Source organism: Neobacillus cucumis, from assembly GCF_002860255.1.
GTDB classification, from domain to species: domain Bacteria; phylum Bacillota; class Bacilli; order Bacillales; family Cytobacillaceae; genus Neobacillus; species Neobacillus cucumis_A.
The window spans coordinates 90496-111685 of sequence record NZ_PGVE01000107.1 but is presented as its reverse complement, the minus strand read 5'-3'; the positions used below and the strand labels follow the sequence as shown (position 1 = coordinate 111685).

The 21190-nt window shown below is 39.3% G+C and carries 19 protein-coding genes; 18 read left to right on the top strand and 1 reads right to left on the bottom strand.

Going from position 1 to position 21190, the window contains the following annotated elements; genetic code table 11:
• Positions 1-61: 61 nt before the first annotated feature.
• From CVD27_RS27160 to CVD27_RS27125, 8 genes are all read left to right on the top strand, one after another.
• Positions 62-1363, top strand: a complete 1302-nt coding sequence (locus tag CVD27_RS27160; RefSeq protein WP_101652333.1) for an ABC transporter substrate-binding protein — start codon at positions 62-64, stop codon at positions 1361-1363.
• 72 nt (positions 1364-1435) lie between these two features.
• The gene (locus tag CVD27_RS27155) at positions 1436-2386 is read left to right on the top strand and encodes a carbohydrate ABC transporter permease (protein ID WP_101652331.1); all 951 of its coding nucleotides are present in this window, start codon (positions 1436-1438) and stop codon (positions 2384-2386) included.
• 12 nt (positions 2387-2398) lie between these two features.
• A complete protein-coding gene (locus CVD27_RS27150) occupies positions 2399-3238 on the top strand; it encodes a carbohydrate ABC transporter permease (protein ID WP_101652329.1) in 840 nt (279 codons plus the stop codon).
• A 36-nt stretch (positions 3239-3274) separates the two neighbouring features.
• The gene (locus tag CVD27_RS27145) at positions 3275-4033 is read left to right on the top strand and encodes a sugar phosphate isomerase/epimerase family protein (RefSeq protein WP_101652327.1); all 759 of its coding nucleotides are present in this window, start codon (positions 3275-3277) and stop codon (positions 4031-4033) included.
• A 97-nt stretch (positions 4034-4130) separates the two neighbouring features.
• Positions 4131-4832 (top strand): ABC transporter ATP-binding protein, encoded by a 702-nt coding sequence (locus CVD27_RS27140; RefSeq protein ID WP_101652325.1) that lies wholly within the window; start codon positions 4131-4133, stop codon positions 4830-4832.
• Entirely contained in the window at positions 4801-5823 is a 1023-nt protein-coding gene (locus tag CVD27_RS27135) for an efflux RND transporter periplasmic adaptor subunit (RefSeq protein WP_180960471.1), read from the top strand. Before CVD27_RS27140 ends, CVD27_RS27135 begins: the two co-directional genes overlap by 32 nt.
• 13 nt (positions 5824-5836) lie before the next feature.
• Entirely contained in the window at positions 5837-8680 is a 2844-nt protein-coding gene (locus tag CVD27_RS27130) for an ABC transporter permease (RefSeq protein WP_101652321.1), read from the top strand.
• Between the two features lie 2 nt (positions 8681-8682).
• Positions 8683-9585 carry an ABC transporter ATP-binding protein gene (locus CVD27_RS27125; RefSeq protein WP_101652319.1) on the top strand — a complete coding sequence of 301 codons (903 nt, stop codon included), beginning with the start codon at positions 8683-8685 and terminating at the stop codon, positions 9583-9585.
• Here CVD27_RS27125 and CVD27_RS27120 read toward each other — a convergent pair whose 3' ends face one another.
• Positions 9586-10206 (bottom strand): YesL family protein, encoded by a 621-nt coding sequence (locus tag CVD27_RS27120; RefSeq protein WP_101652317.1) that lies wholly within the window; start codon positions 10204-10206, stop codon positions 9586-9588.
• 136 nt (positions 10207-10342) lie between these two features.
• Here CVD27_RS27120 and CVD27_RS27115 point away from each other — a divergent pair, with 136 nt between their 5' ends.
• From CVD27_RS27115 to CVD27_RS27070, 10 genes are all read left to right on the top strand, one after another.
• A complete protein-coding gene (locus CVD27_RS27115) occupies positions 10343-11587 on the top strand; it encodes an MFS transporter (RefSeq protein WP_257984512.1) in 1245 nt (414 codons plus the stop codon).
• A gap of 179 nt (positions 11588-11766) precedes the next feature.
• Positions 11767-13812 carry a beta-galactosidase gene (locus tag CVD27_RS27110; RefSeq protein WP_257984511.1) on the top strand — a complete coding sequence of 682 codons (2046 nt, stop codon included), beginning with the start codon at positions 11767-11769 and terminating at the stop codon, positions 13810-13812.
• Between the two features lie 37 nt (positions 13813-13849).
• On the top strand, positions 13850-14830 hold the full coding sequence (locus tag CVD27_RS27105) for an aldo/keto reductase (protein WP_101652315.1): 981 nt from the start codon (positions 13850-13852) through the stop codon (positions 14828-14830).
• A gap of 220 nt (positions 14831-15050) precedes the next feature.
• Positions 15051-16655, top strand: a complete 1605-nt coding sequence (locus tag CVD27_RS27100) for a glycoside hydrolase family 43 protein (RefSeq protein ID WP_101652313.1) — start codon at positions 15051-15053, stop codon at positions 16653-16655.
• 99 nt (positions 16656-16754) lie between these two features.
• Positions 16755-17231: a VOC family protein gene (locus CVD27_RS27095; protein ID WP_257984510.1), complete on the top strand. Its 477-nt coding sequence runs from the start codon at positions 16755-16757 to the stop codon at positions 17229-17231.
• Positions 17232-17293: 62 nt separating this feature from the next.
• Entirely contained in the window at positions 17294-17989 is a 696-nt protein-coding gene (locus tag CVD27_RS27090) for an SDR family NAD(P)-dependent oxidoreductase (protein WP_101652311.1), read from the top strand.
• A gap of 22 nt (positions 17990-18011) precedes the next feature.
• Complete coding sequence (locus CVD27_RS27085) at positions 18012-18662, top strand: ThuA domain-containing protein (protein ID WP_101652310.1); 651 nt, start codon at positions 18012-18014, stop codon at positions 18660-18662.
• Positions 18663-18710: 48 nt separating this feature from the next.
• Complete coding sequence (locus CVD27_RS27080) at positions 18711-19367, top strand: SGNH/GDSL hydrolase family protein (protein ID WP_101652308.1); 657 nt, start codon at positions 18711-18713, stop codon at positions 19365-19367.
• 37 nt (positions 19368-19404) lie between these two features.
• Positions 19405-20388, top strand: a complete 984-nt coding sequence (locus CVD27_RS27075; RefSeq protein ID WP_101652306.1) for an aldo/keto reductase — start codon at positions 19405-19407, stop codon at positions 20386-20388.
• Positions 20389-20470: 82 nt separating this feature from the next.
• On the top strand, positions 20471-21070 hold the full coding sequence (locus CVD27_RS27070; protein ID WP_101652438.1) for a polysaccharide deacetylase family protein: 600 nt from the start codon (positions 20471-20473) through the stop codon (positions 21068-21070).
• The last annotated feature ends 120 nt before the right edge of the window (positions 21071-21190 follow it).

The following is a 21190-nucleotide window of genomic DNA, read 5'->3' as shown; positions in this document are numbered from 1 at the left end:
GAAACATAGTTTGATGGAAAAACTATGTTAGAAGAATTCTAAAAAAGGGGGAATCTATTAAATGGTTAAAGCGTTCCGTTTTAGAAAGTTTCTAGTTTTAGCCTTGAGTTTGCTGCTGCTAATAGCAATGGCAGGCTGTCAAGCAAAGGACACATCAGGGGGAGCAGAAAAAGACGGCGGCAGCGGAGGAAAGACAAAACTCACTATCTGGATATGGCCGGGTATGGGTATTGAAAAACAGATTAAACAGTATGCAAAAGAAAACAATATTGACGTAGATATCCAAACTTCAAGTTTCGATGATGTTCACAATAACCTAACAACAGCTTTGGCAGCTGGCAGTGGCGCACCTGATATCTCTGCTGTAGAGGTAAAAGGGATCGATAAAATGAAAGCGAATCCAGAACATTTCTATAATCTGTATGATTTAGGAGCAGAGGATATCAAAGGGGATTACTTTGATTGGAAATGGAAGCAGTCAGAAACCCAGAACGGGAAATATTTATTAGGTATCCCGACTGATATTGGGCCGCAGGCAATGGCTTATCGAACAGATGTGTTTCAGCAGGCGGGTTTACCGACAAACCGCGACGAAGTGGCAAAGTTAATGACAACTTGGGATGATTACATAAAAATCGGAGAACAAATCAAAGCAAAAACAGGCAAGGCCCTGATTGATACGCCTAATGGAATGTATTCCGTAATTGAAGGTCAAGGCGATCAAAAGTATTTTGATAAAGATGGCAAGGTAATTGTAAAAGACAATCCGCAAATCCAAAAGGCCTATAAATATGCAGCAGAGATCATTGATAAAGGATTGGCAACAAATGTCGATCAATTTTCGGCGGAGTGGGGCACAGCCATGACAAAGGGTGATTTCGCTACTTTATTGGCACCTGCTTGGATGATGACTTCCATGAAGCAAAATGCTCCTGATGCAGCAGGTAAATGGGACATGACGTTACTTCCTGAGGGATCCGGGAACTGGGGAGGATCATTCCTGACGATTCCAAAAGAATCCAAGCATCCGAAAGAAGCTTATAAATTAATCAAATGGCTGTTATCTCCTGAGCAGCAATTAGTTACATTTAAAGAAGCTGGTAACTTCCCTTCAACTCCAAAAGTTTACGAGTCTGAGGAGTTACAGAATTTCACAAGCGATTATTTTAGTGGTGCTCCTGTAGGAAAGATTTATGCAGAAGCGGCAAAGGCAGTAAAACCAATTGTTGAAGGACCGCAATCTATTCAAATCGAACAAATTATTGGGGATGCAATCAAACGCGTACGTGACAAAAAGGCCACTCCTGAGAAGAGCTGGAAAGAGGCAATGAACCAACTTGATCGTGAGTTAAGCCGAAACTAGGGCAGGATGGAAAATTAGAGACTGATAGATTTATCAGTCTCTAATTTTTAGATTGAGAGAGGAGGAGAACGAATGGCGGTAAATACAGGTGTGGATACAAAGCAATCGTCTGTGAAACTTCAAAAAGAAAAAAGGTACTTAAAACAAAATATCAGGGACAATATCTCCGGTTATTTATATATTTCTCCGTTTTTTATCCTATTTGCAATATTTGGGTTGTTTCCGATTATCTATACAGCTTATATCTCCTTTTTTAAATGGAACATATTGGGTACAAAAGAATTCATTGGCTTAAAAAACTATACATTACTTCTTACTGATCCAATGTTCTGGCAAGCTCTAGGTAATACTTTCAGTATATGGATTATTTCTACCATCCCTCAATTGTTTATGGCGCTTGTACTGGCATTTATTTTGAATCAGTCCTTCTTAAAAGGAAGAGAATTTTTCCGCCTGGCTGTATTTTTGCCAAATATCACATCCCTTGTAGCAGTTTCGATTATTTTTGGTGCTATATTTGGCGAGAATTACGGAATCCTCAACTATATACTTTCCTTTTTTGGTATTGATCCGATTAACTGGAAAGCATCTTATCTTGGAACACATGTTGCAATTTCTGCGATGGTTATGTGGAGATGGACAGGCTATAATGCAATTATTTATTTAGCTGCACTTCAAAGTATTCCAAAGGATTTATATGAGGCAGCAACGATTGATGGAGCAAGCAAAGCACAGCAATTCTTTAAAATTACAATTCCGATGATTCGTCCAATGATTATGTTTACGGTTATCCTCTCTACCATTGGTGGAATGCAGATTTTTACCGAACCATTAATGTTTTCGGGTGCTGGGGGAGGACCAATAAAGCAGGGCCTAACATTGACACTTTACTTATATGAAGAGGCGTTTGTCCGTAACTCATTTGGATATGCATCTGCCATTGCATGGGTGTTATTCATAATTATTGTTCTATTCTCAGTTGTTAACCAATTTCTTACAAATCGTATCAAATCTGCAGATTAAGGAAGTGAGAATATGAAAGAAGTAGGAGTAAAGTGGTATAGCCCAGGAAGAATTATTGTGTATGCTGTGGTAATTTTTATAACCTTTTTATCTATTTTCCCTTTTTATTGGATGCTTGTCATTGGCTCAAATAACACTGCAGCTATAAACAAATTCCCGCCAGCGATGCTGCCGGGTGCAAACTTTATGGTCAATGTTCACAAGGTGTTTAGTAATATTGATTTCTTTGCAGCGATCGGGAACTCTGTTATTTCCTCCACTGTTGTTATGATTACAGTTCTATTTTTTTGTTCCCTAGCAGGTTTTGCCTTTGCAAAGCTCCAATTTAAGGGTAAAAAATACTGGTTTCTTTTTGTCCTGGGGACAATGATGGTTCCTTCCCAATTAGGTTTAATTCCTTCTTATATGATTATGAGTAAGTTGGGCTGGATTAACAGCCTCAACGCTGTTATTGTTCCCGGAATGGTAAATGCGTTTGGAGTTTTCTGGATGAGGCAGTATATATCGGCGACGATCCCGGACGAATTAATGGACGCAGGAAGAATGGACGGATGTTCAAACTTCCGATTGTATTGGAATATAACACTCCCATCGATTCGCCCGGCATTGGCAACGTTAGGACTACTTACCTTTATGGGCGTTTGGAATGACTTCCTGTGGCCGCTTGTCGTCCTTAAAGACCGTAGTGTGCAAACGATCCAAATTGCCTTAAGAACACTTAACGGCGCCTATTATCAAGATTTCGCCATGATTTTAAATGGAACATTTTTGGCCACTTTGCCTATTCTCATTGTATTCTTACTGTTTAGTAAACAATTTATTGCAGGTTTAACAGAAGGTTCTATTAAATAAACTTGTTTTAAAAATTACGAAAAAAGGAGAGGGACAATGGGGAAAATCGGATTGCAACTCTACTCAGTTAGAGATGCGGCAGGAAAAGATTTTTTGGGAACAGTAAGACGGATCGCGGATATGGGATATGATGGGATTCAATTTGCCGGTTTTTTTAATACCCCTGCTGAAGAACTCAAAAAAGTGCTGGATGAAAAGGGAATCACTGCTGCAGGAAGTCATATGGGCCTTGACACACTACGTGGTGAAAATCTTAAACAAACACTTGAATATAACCAAAAAATTGGCAATGGATTAATTATTTGTCCTTATTTACCTGAAGAAATAAGAAAAACAAGTGATGATTATAAAAAAATTGCTGAAGTTCTAAATGAAGTTGGACGTACTTGCAGGGAAAATGGTTTTACTTTTGCCTATCATAATCATAACTTCGAGTTTGAAGCTTTTGACGGAGAAACCGGCTTTAATATTTTATTTGAAAATACCGATCCTCAGTTTGTAAAGGTGGAATTAGATTGTTATTGGGTTACATATGCAGGTCTAAGCCCAACAGACATAATTGAAAAATATGGTGATCGTGTGGTTTCCTTGCATATTAAGGATATGAAAATGGTTGACGGAGTAAAACGAAGCATTGAAATTGGCTCAGGAGAACTAGATATTAATGGTTTGCTAAATACAGGGGACCAGTTCGGTGTCAATTGGTATATCGTTGAGCAGGAACAGTTTGATGGTGATCCGATGGAAAGTTCCTTGATTAATATTGAAAACCTAAAATCTAAGGCGGGAAGATAACATATCTATTCTACAATCGACATGAAACATGGGCACGGGTGCCCATGTTTCATGCTTTCACGGAATTTAATAGTACAGTTAAATGTGGGGAGAGAGTATGGAGCCGATAGTCAAAGTTAGGAATGTTTATCACTCGTTTGGTAAGGGACAGCAGAAATTCGAAGTCTTAAAAGGGATCACCCTTTCAATTGAACCTAATAGTTTAGTAGCTTTAAAAGGGAGATCTGGTTCGGGAAAAACAACCCTTCTTAATTTAATGGGAGCATTGGATGAACCAGAGAGTGGAGAAATACATTTTGCCGGGAAGCTGCTGAATGACTTTTCGAAAAAGGAAAAGGAAAAGCTGCGGAGGACAAGTATAGGGTTCATTTTTCAATCCTTTGGATTAATTCCTCTTATGACGGTAGAGGAAAACATTGAGTTTGGCCTCCGTATATCGGAGATTCCCTCCTTAGAGTGGAAAAAAAGGATTAAGGATACGATTGAATTAGTTGGATTAACGAAAAGAGCGAATCATCTTCCTTTTCAGCTCTCCGGCGGGGAGCAGCAGAGATGCGCTATCGCAAGAGCGATTGCTCCCGGTCCCGCACTAATTTTGGCTGATGAACCAACTGCCGAGCTTGATAGCAGTATGGCCTTTCAAGTGATCGAGATTTTTCAGGAGCTAACCAGAAATAAACAAACAACTATTGTGATGACAACCCATGATAACAGCCTATTAGAGGTGATAGACGATGTTTACACATTGGAAAGTGGCGGGATTACATATGAGCAAAAAAAGATCTTTCTGGAAAAGTAGTTTACTCATCACTCCATTATTACTGTTAACCTCCTGTTCCATTCTGCCAAAGGAAGAATCCGTTCTTGCCCCTCCACTTATTGAACCAGCGAAGATTGAATATAAAACGGCAAAAGCAACAAAGGGAAAAATAGTCAAACGTGTTCAAGGTATGGGCAGCTTAGTTCCGTCAGGCAGCCATAATTTGTATTATCGGGAGTCTGGTGGACGGATTGAAAAGGTTTATGTGGCTGAAGGAGATTTGGTTAAAAAAGGCCAAACTTTAGTAGATTTGGAGACTGGGAACCTTGTTTTCGATATTCAACAAGCGCAACTTGAGTTAGAAAAGGCAAATGTGGAAATAAAGCAACTTGTGGCACAGGGGGCAGACACATATTCCATTGAAAAAGCGAAACTGGATGTAGAAATTACAAAAGTCCGTTTGCAAAAGCTACAAAATTTACAAGCAAATTCTAAAATCATTTCGCCCATAAATGGAGTAGTTTCCTATCTTAGCGATTTAAAGCCAGGGGACCAGGTAGAAGCTTACCAATCGATTGTGCAAGTAGCAGATACTACGAATTTACAGTTGAAGTACACAGCATCAAGTGCAAATGAATTAACCGATGTAAAAATTGGTATGCCTGTTCATGTTTCGTTAAATGGTCAAACATTAGATGGAAAAGTTGTTCAAACTCCTAATGAGGTGCCTGCTGATGCACTGAAACAAAATACGGAAGATAATCAGCGAAGTATTTTGGTCCGTATCGAACATTTGCCAAACCAAGTGAAAGTGGGAGATTCCCTCAGTTTTGAAATTATTACCTATCAAAAAGAAAATGCCCTGATTATTCCCAAAAGCGGTCTGAGAACCGGAATAGGAAGAAATTATGTCCAGGTACTCGACGGCAAAACAAAAAGAGAAATGGACATTGAGCTTGGCCTTATTTCTGCTACGGAGGTGGAAATAACCAAGGGACTGAACGTAGGAGACGAGGTAATTCTGAAGTAGGAGGAATGAGCGGATGGCTATATTAAAAATTATCATGAGAAAAATGCTGAATAATCGCTGGCTTACAGGAAGCTTATTCCTCGGACTTTTGTTAACCGTATCCCTTGTTTCAAGTATCCCTATATATACGTCTGGAGTATTACATAAAATGCTTACAAAGGAACTTGAGGAGCATCAGGCGAAAACCAATCAATACCCTGGAAGCTTCTCTCTTTCCATGGGGATTTCAGAGGAAACTGAGTCCAATCCGTACCAATCCTTAGTACGTGCCGAAAAAATAAATGAACAAATAATGAAAGAGACCAGCTTACCTATCGTTACAAAAGCCCATTCAATTAGTACAGTTCCGTTAAAAATAACTTTACAAGATGATGCTGCGAGTGAACAGGGCTTTGGGCGGATTGTTAGTTTATCCAATATAGAAAATCATATTGAGATCAGCGACGGAAAATGGCCATCCACAAATGAAAAAGATGGCATTTATGAGGTATTGGTTCCAGAGAAAAGTTTACAAAAAAGGAAGATTGTTTTAAACAAAATCTTAATAGCAGGAGAAGGAAAAGAGGAGATAATGGTTAAACCAGTGGGGACGTTTAAGGAAAAAGATGAACGGGATCCTTATTGGGAAGCTCCTCCTGAACGATACACGGATGACTTTATCTTACCAGAAAAGCTTTTCCGTAAACTATTTGTCACACAGAAAAAGAATTTATTGGGAAACACGAGGTTTTATACCGCTTTTGATTATAAGTCTATAAATACAAATCATATCCCGCGTTTGTTAGAGCTGACAGGAAGCATAAATGAGAAAGTCAGTAAAATCAATAAATCGATGATTCTAATCGATTTTCCAATTGAGGATATCCTATCCAGATACAAAGCAAAAGAACGTCAATTAACAACCATGCTATGGTCGTTAAATATCCCCATTCTAATCATGATGGCAATATATTTAATGATGGTGATTCGCCTGATTATTGATCGCCAGTTAAATGAAATGGCTGTTTTAGCAAGCAGAGGTGCTAAAAGACAGCAAATAGTATGGATTTACTTTTTAGAAATAAGCTTGCTCGGACTGGCATCTTTCGTAATGGGACCGCTCTTTGGTTTATGGTTATGCAAAATTCTTGGAGCCTCGAATGGATTTTTGGAGTTTATTCAGAGAGACAGTTTAAAACTAGAGCTTAGCAGCCAGGGATATCTTTATGCTTTTTGTGCCGTAGCTATCTCGATTATCATGGTGATGATTCCTGTTTACCAATCATCAAGAAAAAGTATTGTCCATCATAAACAAAATTTAGCCCATTTTGACTATAGTAAGCATAGATTCTTGATTTTGGCTGATATTTTGCTAGTAGCCATTTCATTTTATGGGCTATATACCTTTAAGCAGAGACAAAAAGAATGGTTGACACTATCAAATTCGAATGGTGAATTATTTGTCGATCCTCTGCTTTTCTTTATCCCTGTTCTGTTCATTATTGGTATGGGATTGCTGGTATTAAGATTGTATCCTTTTGTTTTAAAAGTGTTGGGAAAAGCAGGCGGCCGATTTTGGTCACTGCCCCTTTATAGTACTTTTATCCAAGTAAGCCGCTCATCAAAACAATATCAGTTTTTAATGCTGTTTTTGATCATGACAATTGGAGTAGGTGTGTTTAGCGCAAGCTCGGCAAGAACGATCAATACTAATCTTGAGCAGCAAATTCGCTATAAAAATGGAGCCGATATTTCCCTCAGATTAAAATGGGACAGTAACGAAACAATCGGTTCTTCCCCAGTAATGACAAATGGAAAAGAGAATGAGGAAAAAAAAGCCTCTCCCCAGGAAGTGGTGTACTCCGAACCGCCATTTGATCCCTTTTTAAAGTTGAAAAGTGTCGAACACGTGGCAAAGGTATTTCGAAAAGAAAATATGAAAGTAGAAGCAAACGGAAAAAAACTTTTTTCCGCCAGCTTAATGGGAATTGAACCGAAAGAATTTGGGCAGACAGCTTGGTTTGATCCGTCTTTATTGCCTCATCATTGGTATAACTATCTTAACCTATTATCCAGTGAGCCAAGCAGCGTATTAATCTCGAAATCAATTGCTGCTGATTTAGGCATCAAGGTAGGAGATTATTTAACCATAGAAGCAGAAAATTCTATTCCTGTTGAATTTGTTGTATTTGGAATAGTAGAGTACTGGCCTTCCTTTAATCCTATGGAAAAAGGGGAAAATACAGACGATCCATCATCCATCATTGTGGCTAATCTCACTTATATCCAAAATACGTTGGGTTTAGAACCATATGAAGTATGGATGAAAGTAAAGAAAAATGTCTCCAGGGCTTCCGTATATAAAGAAATCAGTAATCAAAAGCTGCCGGTTATTGGCATAAGCGATATCACCCCAAAGATTATTGAATTGAAAAACAGTGCGTTTTTATTAGGCTTAAATGGAACCTTGACATTGGGGTTTATGATCGCTCTTTTGGTAACATTAATTGGCTTTATTCTTTATTGGGTATTGACCATTCGATCGAGAACCTTGCAGTATGGTGTGTATCTTGCGATGGGAATGTCAAGTCGTAAATTATACAGTATTTTAATATGGGAACAGTTATTTACATCAGGTATTGCTTGTTTCTTTGGAATTATTCTCGGCAAGCTTACAAGTACTTTATTTGTTCCTCTTTTTCAGCTTTCGTTTGATCCAAAAGAAATGGTTCCACCATTCCGGGTTTTGTTTCAAGCAAGTGATGGAACGAAAATCTATTTCTTTGTTTTCTTTATGTTAGCGGCCGGTTTGACCATATTTGTCTTCTTTTTAAAACAAATTCGTATCCATCAAGCCATTAAGTTAGGTGAGGACTAAAGATGATAAAATGTCAGGATTTGGTGAAAATATACAAATTGAAAAATGAACAAGAAGTGATCGCTTTGCAAGGCCTTGAGTTAGAAGTAGAAAAAGGGGAAGTAATGGGGATTATCGGAAACAGCGGAAGCGGCAAATCAACTTTGTTAAACTTACTTGGCGGTTTAGACCGCCCTACAGCTGGGAAACTGATAGTGGATGGCAAAGATCTTCTGCGATTGTCCGATAAAGATATAGTTAAATATAAATTGGAAACGGTTGGTTTTGTCTGGCAAAATAACGCAAGAAATTTAATTCCCTATTTGTCAGTTATTGAAAACGTAGAACTTCCGATGCTGTTAAAAGGAGGAAGGCGGAAGCGGGAACGGGCAATAGAACTGTTAGAAGGAGTGGGAATGGGGCATCGTTTAAAGCATCGGCTTGACCAGCTGTCAGGCGGAGAGCAGCAAAGAGTGGCAATCGCCATTGCTCTTGCTAACAATCCAAGTTTGCTTCTGGCAGATGAACCCACAGGGAGTGTGGATTCAAAAACGGCAGACATCATTCTGGATGTTTTCCGGGAGATTAACCGATCGCTTGGAGTAACAATCGTGGTTGTAACACATGATACCGAGCTTATGAAAAAAATGGATCGGGTAGTAGCCATTCGTGATGGTCGTACTTCTAGTGAAATTATTAGACGCTCCTATTCAAAAAAATTTTCGGTGGCATCTGAAAACGATGAAAATCATGAAAGAGACACACATATTGAATTGGCAGTACTTGATAGGGCAGGAAGAGTCCAAATTCCCCGGGAGTATTTAGAGGCAATTGGCATAAAAGATATGAATAAAATAAAGATTCAATTGGAAGAAGAAAAAATAGTTCTTCTGCATCCAAATGAAAGAAAAACGGGATCCTCATAGTTAGATCCCGCTCTTTTTAATAGAAAAACGAATTTGTTCAGTTTTTATAAACAAATTATTGGAAATAAAGAAAATCAGATAGGCACCAACACTAAAAATTAATAAAAAGGTGATTGGCTGCCAGAAGAAAGCTGCTGCCATCGCCAATAAAACAGCAATGACCAAAAGTGTAAATGGTAAGTAACTGATTGCTAGAATTAATGAGTTTTTTAAAAGGTTAATCCAATTCAATCGATAATGAACCATGACCGGGAAAAGGAAAGCGGATACAAATATAAATAACAGGCCACCCAAAAACAGGAGTGGAGTAAAGAACATTTTTCCCATGGAGCCGAGCTGACTAATTACAGTGAAGTTCATATAAAACAGAGCCATTAAAACCATCCATAGCAACCCTAAGGGAAAGCTTTGTTTGAAATTTTCTTTATAGCATTTGAAAAAGGAGCGAAAGACACTGGAGTCCTGTTTCAGCACCCACTCGCGTACAACACCAAACAGTGCAGCCGTTGCTGGAAAAATAGTAACGATTGGCAGACACATTAGAACCCAAAGCAGGTTTAAAAGTAAAAAGTTTGAAAAGATTTCAAGTGCTGCGTAGAAGTTACTCTTAACTAGTTTCATAACAAAACACCACCATTCTTTTTAGAAGATTCCTATAATTCTAAAATTACCATATAATATAAACAAATGGAAGATAAGATCATAGAATTATTGAGGAAATCATTTTTTTAACATAGTTAAAAAGGGGGCATTGACCTTGTTTAAACAAATTAGAGGCAATCCAAGAGCATGCATGGTTGTGGAACCAATGTTTATAATTCCGTATAGCTTATTTGTTACCTATGCATCGCTTTATATGCTTGAGCTGGGTGTTAATGAGCAGCAAATTGGTATTATTACAAGTTTGGGACTTGCAGTCCAAATTTTTTCTTCCTTTATTAGCGGTTTTCTAACGGACAGGATGGGGAGGAAAAGGGCTCTATTAATATTTGATATGTTGAGTTGGTCGGTAGCCACACTGATTTGGGCAGTATCACAAAATTTTTGGTTTTTTGTTGCTGCAGCCATTGTAAACGCCTTCCAAAAAGTGCCACATATTGCCTGGACATGCTTACTTGTTGAGGATACAGAGCCAAAGCAACGATCTATGGTTTACACAGTCCTACAATTTATTACGGTTGTTGGCGGACTGTTTGCACCTGTAGGAGGTCTGATGGTAAATAAAATGGGGCTTATATCAGGGGTTCGTCTAATGTACCTTATTTCCTTTTTTAGTATGACTTCTATGTTTATCATTCGCCATCTCATGACCCATGAAACAACGGTCGGGATAAAGAAGCGCCGGGAATCGTCGAACATGAACCTTAAACATACGTTATTTGACTATGTTAAAACGGGAAGAAATCTCTTAAACAATTATCCGCTTTTATTGATTTTTTCTATCTATGTTTTATTTCAATTCCAATTAACGATACAAAATACGTATTTATCCATCTATCTAACTGAGAAACTTACGCTCAGTAAATCCATTTTAGGTGTATTCCCGGCCATTTCATCCGTGTGCATGCTTTTTTTGCTTATTTTTGTAATCCCGCGGTTTCGGGAAGAATTTAATTTCCATTACATTGCCATCGGTTTTTCTTTTATGATGGTTTCCTGCATTTTGGTGCTTACAGCGAAGTCAGGAAACATGACTCAGATTATTTTCAGCACCATTCTTTCATCGGCAGGTCTATTGTTGTCAACTCCATATTTAGAAGCTACCGTTGCTAACGTAATGGAAGATGATAGCCGAGCGAATGTATCCTCCATTTTGCAGGTTATATTGCTGCTATTTATCTCACCTGCTGGAATTATAGGCGGGGTGACCTATAAGATTGATCCGCGAATTCCATTTTTATTGATGCTTGGTACAATGATTGTAAGCATGGTTCTTTTGAGTTTCACAACGAAATTAATAAATAGAAACGAGGATGTGAAGAAAAAATTGATTAACTTATAGATTCTAAGGAGGAGAAAATGAAGGAAAAAGAATAATAATAGAAGGAACATGTCTATTAATAAACGAATATATAAGCTGTGTTCTTTTTTTCTTCAAAAGGCTGTTATCTATATACTTTATTTAGCCACCCAACAAACATAGTGGGAATGAGCAAAGAAATGTTGATGAGGGGGAAAGTCATGAAAGCACTACAGGTACCAAATATTCAGTTAGGAGCATGTTATTATCCAGAGCATTGGCCTGAGGGACTTTGGGAAGATGATTATAAAAGAATGCGGGAACTGGGTTTTTCCATTGTAAGGATGGCGGAATTCGCCTGGTCGATTTTCGAACCGGAGGAAGGGAATTTTTCCTTTGACTTTTTTGACAGAGCATTAAACTTGGCTGACAAACATGGGCTAAAGGTTGTTCTGGGGACCCCAACTGCAACGCCGCCGGCTTGGCTGACACACAAATATCCGGAAGTTTTGAATGTATCACAGGATGGGGTTCCATATCAGCATGGACAAAGGAGGCATTATAATTATAATGCTCCGATTTATCGTGAGCTTTCAGCAAGAATTGTTCAGAAGATGGCGAAGCACTACAAGGATCATCCGGCTGTTATCGGCTGGCAGATTGATAATGAACTAAATTGTGAGATCAATGTATTTTACTCAGAGGCTGACCATAAGGCATTTCGCACTTGGCTGCAAACGAAATATGGGACCTTGGAACAGCTCAATAAAGCATGGGGAGCTGTCTTTTGGAATCAGACATACACAGACTGGGAGCAAGTTTTCTTAACCAGACCCACTGTCAGTGATTCACCGAATCCTCACCAGGCATTAGATGAAAAACGTTTTATCTCAGATAGCGCCATCTCCTTTGCCTCTTTACAAGCGGAAATATTAAGAGGAGAGGCACCGAATCAGTGGGTCACAACTAATGGACTTTTTGGACATTTAGATAATCATAAAATGACAGAGGAGCTTCTTGATTTTATCGCATATGATTCTTATCCAAACTTCAGTACTATTTATCCTGATAATGGGGAGAAGCCGCTGCTTGATCGAAAGTGGAGCTGGAATTTAAGTACGGTACGAAGCATTTCCCCAACCTTTGCTGTGTTTGAACAGCAATCAGGCCCAGGAGGCTGGGTGAACAGAATGGAACAGCCTTCCCCAAAACCAGGCCAAATGAGATTATGGACCTATCAATCGATTGCCCATGGAGCAGATATGGTGCTTTATTTTCGGTGGAGAACAGCCGCCTTTGGAACCGAAATTTATTGGCATGGCATCAATGACTATCATAATCGTCCAAACCGTCGGGTAGAAGAAGCCAGAGTAGTAGGGAAGGAGATTAATAAAATCAGTGGAAAAATAGCTGGGGCACATTATAAGGCTGAAGTCGCCATTCTTAAAGATTATGATAATGAATGGGACGGAGAATTGGATCATTGGCATGGACCATTTGAACAGGAAAGTGTTTCTGCATGGTTGAAAGCGCTTCAGTATAACCATGTTCCTGTGGATGCTTTATATATCAAACCAACTATGGGTCTCGAAGAGCTTCTTCGTTATAAATTGTTGATTTACCCTCATCCAACTATTTTAACGGATGAAATCGCCAATCTATTGAAAGAATACGTTCTTCAAGGTGGAAAGCTGATTTTCGGAGCTAGAACGGGTTATAAAAATGAGCATGGCCATTGTTATATGCTGCCATTCCCAGGTACTGTAAGCGAACTTTGCGGGATATCCGTTGAGGACTTTACCTTAGTAGGGCCCCATCAAAAGGCACCCGAAGTGGTTATGACTGGTGGAGAAGACAGAGAGTTTTCATCCACTCGCTTTAATGAAGTTTTAAAGGTGGAAAGTTCTCAGGCAGAAGTTTTAGCTGTTTACAAAAACGGTTATATGGCTGAAAAACCAGCTCTTGTTAAACATTCTTTCGGTAATGGCTTCGCCTACTATTACGGCGGTGTATTTAGCCTGCAAATGGCTGAAGAGCTGTTAAAAGAAGTGGGTCTTAAACAACCGATTGATTGGGCAGAACTGCCTGAAAAAGTGGAGTTAGCAGTCCGCGAGCATCAAAACGGGGAAAAGTATATGTTTCTTCTTAATTATGCGGACACACCCCAGGAAATATATTTGGAAAAGGAGGCCACAGAGCTTCTGACAGGAGAAAAATTAAAAGGCAGGATCACAATGAAACCTTTTGATGTGTTCATATTTTCGTAATAAACCATTCATTTTTTATAATTAGGAGGAATTACCATTGGAATATACAGTATTAGGAAGGACTGGCTTGAAAGTTAGCCGGCTATGTCTGGGAACTATGAATTTTGGCGTAGATACGGAAGAAAAGGAAGCATTTAGAATCATGGATATGGCACTGGACGCTGGGATTAACTTTTTTGATACGGCCAATGTTTATGGCTGGGGAGAAAATGCCGGAAGAACAGAGGAGATTATAGGCCGATGGTTTGCACAGGGTGGCGGCCGAAGGGAGAGAGTCGTCCTGGCAACAAAAGTTTATGGAGAGATGCACAATCCGATTGAGGGACCGAACAATACCCCTGGATTGTCAGCCTTTAAGATTCGACGACACTTAGAGGATTCTCTGCGCCGTCTTCAAACAGATCATATTGAACTCTATCAAATGCATCATGTGGATTGGAATGTTAGCTGGGCCGAAATTTGGGGAGCATTTGAGGTAGCTGTTCAGCAAGGAAAAGCGGGCTACATTGGGGCAAGTAATTTTCCGGGTTGGAAATTAATGGAGGCGCAAAAAGAAGCTGAATCACGGCATTTCCTGGGGCTTGTTTCTGAGCAGCATAAATATAACTTAAATTGCAGGCTTCCGGAATTGGAGGTGTTACCTGCCGCAAAGCATTTGGGTATTGGAGTGATTCCTTGGAGTCCGCTTGACGGTGGACTGCTGGGAGGCAATGCTTTAAGGATGCAGCCTGGAACAAGAAGCGGCAGAGAAGCAGGAAGAATCGAAAAGTACCGAAATCAATTAATCAAATTTTCTGAGCTTTGTCAGGAGTTGGGAGAAAGAGAAGATACGGTGGCGTTAGCATGGATTCTGGTAAATCCTGCTGTAACTGCGCCTATTATTGGCTGCCGAACTGCGGAACAGTTTGAGCAATCTCTCCGCTCTGTTGAAGTAATATTGGATGAGGGAACGTTGAAGCGTTTAGATGAAATATTCCCTGGACCGGGTGGCAGGGCACCAGAGGCATATGCTTGGTAATCTTAATCTAGACAATATTAAGTAAGAGAAAGACTGTTTTACTATCAATGGGCCGTTTTAAAGGCGGAGCTTCATCTAGCTTTTCATCACGGTCCATTGAAGATACTATTTTTTAAGCAACTTAGTTTGTTGATTATGCAAACTAAGTAAATAGGTGATATAATAAAATTAGTATTTTTTATGTATGTGTAGAAATCTATCAAATTAGGAGGAGAATCTAGTGTCTCTCATTAGGAATCCGATCTTGCCAGGGTTTAACCCGGATCCGTCTATTATAAGAGTGAGAAATGATTATTACATAGCCACATCCACCTTTGAATGGTTTCCTGGTATTCAAATCCATCATTCAAGAGATTTAAAGAATTGGAAGTTGATCACACATCCATTAACACGTAAGAGCCAACTGGATATGGTAGGAAATCCTGATTCCGGCGGCGTATGGGCACCATGCTTAAGTTATCATGAAGGAACCTATTATTTAGTATTTACAGATGTAAAAAGTCATATCGGCCCATTTAAGGATACCCACAATTATCTAATAACAGCTCCCGATATTATGGGGCCATGGTCAGATCCCATTTACCTAAATAGCAGCGGGTTTGATCCATCCCTATTTCATGATGATGACGGAAAAAAATGGGTTGTAAATTTAGTTTGGGACCATCGTAAAAATAGGAACTCTTTTGGAGGCATCCTCCTTCAAGAATATTCTTCAGAAGACAAAAAACTAATTGGCCCCATTTATAATATCTTTAAAGGGACGAAGCTTGGACTGACAGAAGGTCCCCATATCTATAAGCAAAACGGATACTATTATTTAATGACGGCTGAAGGTGGAACAAGGTATGAGCATGCCGTAACGGTAGCACGATCTATTTCGCTTTTCGGACCATACGAAGTAGATCCAATCGGCCCTATTCTTACATCGGCAGGAAGGCCGGAACTGAAACTTCAAAAGGCTGGTCACGCTAGTATTGTTCATACTCAAGACAACGAACTTTATATGGTTCATTTAACGGGCCGTCCTCTAAAGCCTTCTATGAATTGTAATTTGGGAAGGGAGACTGCTATTCAAAAAGCAATGTGGACCGAAGACGGATGGCTAAGGCTGGCAGATGGCGGAATTAGCCCTCAGACAATGGTAGAGGCCCCGCTACTTCCTGAATATCCATTTGAAGTAGAACCGGATACGGATCATTTTGATGGAGAAGACATTAACATTCATTTTAATTCACTCCGTGAGCCCTTGAGTGAAGAGTGGATTACAACAAAGGAAAGAAAGGGCTTTCTTAGATTGAGAGGAAGGGAATCCTTTAGTTCCTCACATAGGCAAAGCTTGCTAGCACGCAGGCAGCAAGCATTTTCAATCACAGCTGAGACTTTACTCGAGTTTGAACCAAAAACACATCAGCAGATGGCAGGCTTAGTTTACTATTACAATTCCAAAAATTATTATTATCTTTTCATTAGTCATGATGAAGAACATGGTAAATGCCTGGGAATAATGTCCAGCGATCATGGGAAATATGATGAGCTCCTAGAGAAAACGATTTCAGTTGATGGATGGGAGCAGGTATTTCTAAAAGCGGAAATTCATTATGAAGAGCTGCAATTTTATTTTTCAAAAGATGGAATTAGTTGGTCCGCCATTGGTCCTGGTTTGGATGCAAGTAAAATATCGGATGATCATGTTGAATTAAAAATAGGCGGCATTTTACTAGACCAAGGGTTTACAGGTGCGTTCATCGGAGTATGTGCACAAGATTTAAGCGGACAAAGAATACATGCCGATTTTGATTATTTTACGTATCGTGAACGTGAGTAGAAGGAAAAAATAAAATTACGATTTATCCTGAAAAGGAAAGTATTATTCTTGGTAATAGTTTAAAGGATTAATAGATGAAACTATAAAGGAGCGCTTATTATGAATGAGCAAAACCGAATGAGTGAAAATAATATTCTTGGAACAAATGTTATTGCCCAAATCGGAATCCTAGTCCACGATATTGAGAAAACCAGCCAAGCTTATGCCGATTTCTTTGGGGTTGAAAATCCTGGATGGAGTCTTACAGATACAGTAGATAAAGCAGAGACCGAATATAAAGGAGAACCTACGGAGGCTCGTGCAAAACTAGCATTCTTTGATATGGGTTCACTTCAATTGGAATTAATCGAACCAGACGAGCACCCTAGTACATGGAGAGAATATCTCGACGAGCATGGGGAAGGACCGCATCATATTGCTTTTCACATAAAAGGGATGAAAGAAAAAATAACCATAATGGAACAAAACCAAATGCCATTGATGCAAAAAGGTGAGTACACAGGCGGAAGATATGCCTACATGGATACCTTTAAAGATTTAAAAATTATTTTAGAGCTTTTAGAAAATGACAATTAAAAAAAGTGAATCCAATTTTCTATTCAATAATTTAATATTCAATTCAGGCAGGTGATTGAAAGATGAGGATTTTAATTACAGGTGCGAATAGAGGTTTAGGATTAGCGCTTTCCCAAGTTGGAGCAGAAAGAGGACATCATATTTTGGCAGGAGTTAGGGATGCTGAACAAGGAAGAGGAAAATTATCCGAGCTTGAATTCTCAAAGTCTATTTCTATTGTTTCATTAGATGTGACTAAAGAGGATTCTGTCTTACAGGCTGCCAATTTTGTAAAGGAGCATTTTGGTTCCATTGACGCCATTATTAATAATGCAGGAATCCTGCTGGAACGCGATAAGACGATTGAGGATTTGAACCTTGAGGAGGTCCAGTTATCCTTTGATGTAAATTTGTTTGGTCCAATGCGGGTGGTGAAACACTTTCTTCCTTTACTTCTAATGGGGGATAGTTCGTCAATCATCAATATCTCTTCTGAAGCAGGAAGTTTTGAAAACGCTTATGGCGGCGATTATGCCTATGCTTCATCTAAGACGGCCCTCAATATGTTCTCGGAGCAATTGAGTAATTATGTCAAAGAGAAAAATATCCAGGTTTATGCTGTCCATCCTGGCTGGATCCAGACGGATATGGGCGGAGTGAATGCCCCGGGAAATCCTATTGAAACCGCAAAAGGAATATTTGATTTAATTGAGAAAAGAAAGATAGTAGAAAGTAAATATTGTTTCATCAATCATGACGGAAGTCCAATGCCAATCTAATAAAGTTTGTGAGGTAAGCTAGATGAAGGTTAAAGTATTAGCTGTTTTAGGAGATTTTTATCACCCTGCAGACGGAGCAAAAGCATCGCTTGAAAAGGCAATCCGCTCCATTTCTGACCTTGAAGAAATTGAACTCACTTATTGTTCCATTGAAGCATTAAAAGATGCCCTTTTGGACGAACCAGCTGTAGTCATCCTTTTTAAAGAAAATCGTTTAAATCCAACTGAAGAGGTTGTCAATCAATGGATGACAGAGGACCTTGCGTTAGAGATTACTACATATGTATCGAATGGAGGGAGCTTGATGGCTTGGCATTCTGGTCTGGCCTCTTATCCCGACGAGGGTGTTTATACAAAGATGCTAAGAGGATCTTTTGTTTATCACCCGGACAAACATCAACTCGTCCAGTATACTGCCGGCGATCAAAGTTTCATTTCTAGTCCTCTCTCATTTGCATTTTTGGATGAGCATTATTTTGTTCGGTGTGATCAGTCCAACACGAATGTCTTCCTTCACTCCGAATCAATCGATGGACAATCAATTGCGGGATGGTCACATTCCTATGGGGATGGCAAGGTATGCTGTTTAACACCTGCTCATACCAACAGTGGCCTTCAGAACCAAGAATTTCTAACCGTTTTAGGAAGCTGTATAAAATGGCTGGTCAGTTAGAAATTGGAGGTTTAAATCCCTTATAAAGGTTGATAGGAGGAAAAATAAATGCTGCTAAAATCAGCTCAAAAACTATTATTTATTGGTGACTCTGTAACAGATTGCGAACGGGCCCAGCCGGAAGGTGAGGGGTTATTTGCTGCCTTAGGGAAAGGCTATGTATCCTATGTGGATGCATTGCTTCAGGCGGTTTATCCAGAATTGGGTATCCGAGTCGTGAATAAAGGAATCAGCGGGAATACGGTTCGAGATTTAAAGAATAGATGGCAGGAGGATGTGGTTAATCATGAACCAGACTGGCTATCGATTATGATTGGCATCAACGATGTTTGGCGGCAGTATGATACTCCGTTCATTAAAGAATGGCATGTGTATCCGGAAGAATATGAGGAAACACTCCGGAAACTCGTGACAGAAACCAAGTCTTTGACAAAGGGTATTGTCCTCATGACTCCATTTTATATAGAAAGCAATGAACAGGATCGGATGAGGCAAACGATGGACCATTATGGACAAATCGTTCGAAAAATTGCCGAAGAGACGGGTTGTTTATTTGTTGATACGCAAGCGGTGTTTAATGAAGTATTAAAGGAACTCTATCCTGCGACCATCGCATGGGATCGCGTTCACCCTTCCGCAGCAGGACATATGGTATTGGCCAGGGCCTTCTTGAAGGAAATTGGATTTAAGTGGGACCGCTCATAAAAATTCAATTCAATCACTATTTAGGGGAGATGTTGAAATGAAGTATCGTGAATTAGGAAATACAGGGATAAAGATCAGTGAAGTCAGCTTTGGAACATGGGCGATTGGTGGAGCATGGGGCAAAACAAGTGATGAGGAAGCCTTGAAATCGCTAGATTATGCGATGGCACAAGGAGTTAACTTTTTTGATACAGCTGATGTGTACGGGGACGGTCATAGTGAAGAGTTATTGGCCAAAGCAACAAAAGGCCAGGAAGATCAAATCCATATAGCAACCAAGTTCTGCCGACAAGGAGATATTTTTGACCCACATACCTACAGTTATGAAAAAGTAAGTGCCTATTGTGAAGATAGCCTCCGACGCTTGAATCGGGAAGCAATTGATTTGTATCAAATCCATTGCCCTGCCACAGAAATATTACGGGATGGCAGTGTATTTGAGGTACTTGATCGATTGAAGCAAGAAGGAAAAATCAAGCAATATGGGGTTAGTGTTGAAACAGTTGAGGAAGGGCTTATTTGTTTGGAATACCCGAATGTAAAAAGCCTTCAGATTATATTTAATATCTTCCGGCAGAAGCCATTAGAAGAATTACTCCCTGAAGCCTATAAAAAAGGAGTGGGACTTCTTGTCAGATTACCGCTTGCAAGCGGACTCCTTACAGGGAAATTTACAACGAATCATGTGTTTGAAACGGATGATCACCGCCGTTTTAATGAAAATGGAGAGGCCTTTAACGTTGGAGAAACATTTGCAGGACTTGGCTTCCAAAAGGGTGTGGAATTAGCTAACCAACTTAAATGGATCGCGGATGGCAGAAACTCTATGGCAAGCGCTGCCCTACGCTGGATTTTAGACCAAAAAGAGATTACCTGCATCATCCCAGGATTTAAAAACGTAAAACAAGTCGAGGATAATTTATCAGCTTTGGATACAAAATCATTCTCTGAAGAAGAAATGCAAAAGCTTCAAAGCTTTTACCAGAAAAAAGTAAAGAATTCTATTAGAGGCCCTTATTAATAGTTCAGTCTCTAACGGGGTAGTCAATGAAACCTCACAAAATATATTCTATTAGGAGTGAATCCAATTGTCTGAGCTAACAATGATAACCGAAGTGTCCACCTCTCAAAAAGCAGTAGCCATTACCTTTGATGATGGGCCTAACCCAATCTATACACCTCAAGTGTTAGAGATTTTTGCAAAGGCAGAAGGAAAAGCTACGTTTTTTATGATTGGTGAACAAATGGAAAAAAATCCGGAAATAGTCAAAGTAGCGGCAGAGCAAGGACATGAAATCGGCAATCATACGTATTCCCATCCTAAATTATCTGATTTAACTCCTGCTGATTGTTTAGCAGAAATTGAAAGAACGGAGCAAATGATAAAGGATTTAACAGGAAAAAAACCAGTGACCTTTCGTCCTCCATACTTTGATTACAATCATGAGACTATTTCAGTTGTTGAGAGCAAGGGATATTCTATGATTGGTGCACTTAATTTAGAGGCTCAAGATTGGGAGCAACCTGGAGTTGATCATATTCTATCAGCTTCAAGAAGGTGTGTGAAAAATGGAAGTATTCTAATCTTCCATGACGGTTATGGAGATCGTTCTCAAACCATACAAGCTGTAGAGGCGCTTGTTTCTGAACTTAAATCTGAAGGATATCAGCTTTTAACCGTAAGTGAACTATTAAACTTATAATAAAAGGAATAATGTAGAAAAAAGAACTGCAAAATTTACTAAAAATTTTCAGTTCTTTTTTTGCTTTTTTTACTCAACAAAGTTAAATTTTTATACTACAATAGTTATGATTATGTTTAA

Coding starts and splice junctions, on each gene's coding strand:
- CVD27_RS27070 (WP_101652438.1), top strand. CDS start 20,471: ATGATAACCGAAGTGTCCACCTCTCAAAAAGCAGTAGCCATTACCTTT.
- CVD27_RS27145 (WP_101652327.1), top strand. CDS start 3,275: ATGGGGAAAATCGGATTGCAACTCTACTCAGTTAGAGATGCGGCAGGA.
- CVD27_RS27130 (WP_101652321.1), top strand. CDS start 5,837: ATGGCTATATTAAAAATTATCATGAGAAAAATGCTGAATAATCGCTGG.
- CVD27_RS27085 (WP_101652310.1), top strand. CDS start 18,012: ATGAAGGTTAAAGTATTAGCTGTTTTAGGAGATTTTTATCACCCTGCA.
- CVD27_RS27155 (WP_101652331.1), top strand. CDS start 1,436: ATGGCGGTAAATACAGGTGTGGATACAAAGCAATCGTCTGTGAAACTT.
- CVD27_RS27080 (WP_101652308.1), top strand. CDS start 18,711: ATGCTGCTAAAATCAGCTCAAAAACTATTATTTATTGGTGACTCTGTA.
- CVD27_RS27150 (WP_101652329.1), top strand. CDS start 2,399: ATGAAAGAAGTAGGAGTAAAGTGGTATAGCCCAGGAAGAATTATTGTG.
- CVD27_RS27125 (WP_101652319.1), top strand. CDS start 8,683: ATGATAAAATGTCAGGATTTGGTGAAAATATACAAATTGAAAAATGAA.
- CVD27_RS27090 (WP_101652311.1), top strand. CDS start 17,294: ATGAGGATTTTAATTACAGGTGCGAATAGAGGTTTAGGATTAGCGCTT.
- CVD27_RS27095 (WP_257984510.1), top strand. CDS start 16,755: ATGAATGAGCAAAACCGAATGAGTGAAAATAATATTCTTGGAACAAAT.
- CVD27_RS27075 (WP_101652306.1), top strand. CDS start 19,405: ATGAAGTATCGTGAATTAGGAAATACAGGGATAAAGATCAGTGAAGTC.
- CVD27_RS27160 (WP_101652333.1), top strand. CDS start 62: ATGGTTAAAGCGTTCCGTTTTAGAAAGTTTCTAGTTTTAGCCTTGAGT.
- CVD27_RS27120 (WP_101652317.1), bottom strand. CDS start 10,206: ATGAAACTAGTTAAGAGTAACTTCTACGCAGCACTTGAAATCTTTTCA.
- CVD27_RS27110 (WP_257984511.1), top strand. CDS start 11,767: ATGAAAGCACTACAGGTACCAAATATTCAGTTAGGAGCATGTTATTAT.
- CVD27_RS27140 (WP_101652325.1), top strand. CDS start 4,131: ATGGAGCCGATAGTCAAAGTTAGGAATGTTTATCACTCGTTTGGTAAG.
- CVD27_RS27135 (WP_180960471.1), top strand. CDS start 4,801: ATGAGCAAAAAAAGATCTTTCTGGAAAAGTAGTTTACTCATCACTCCA.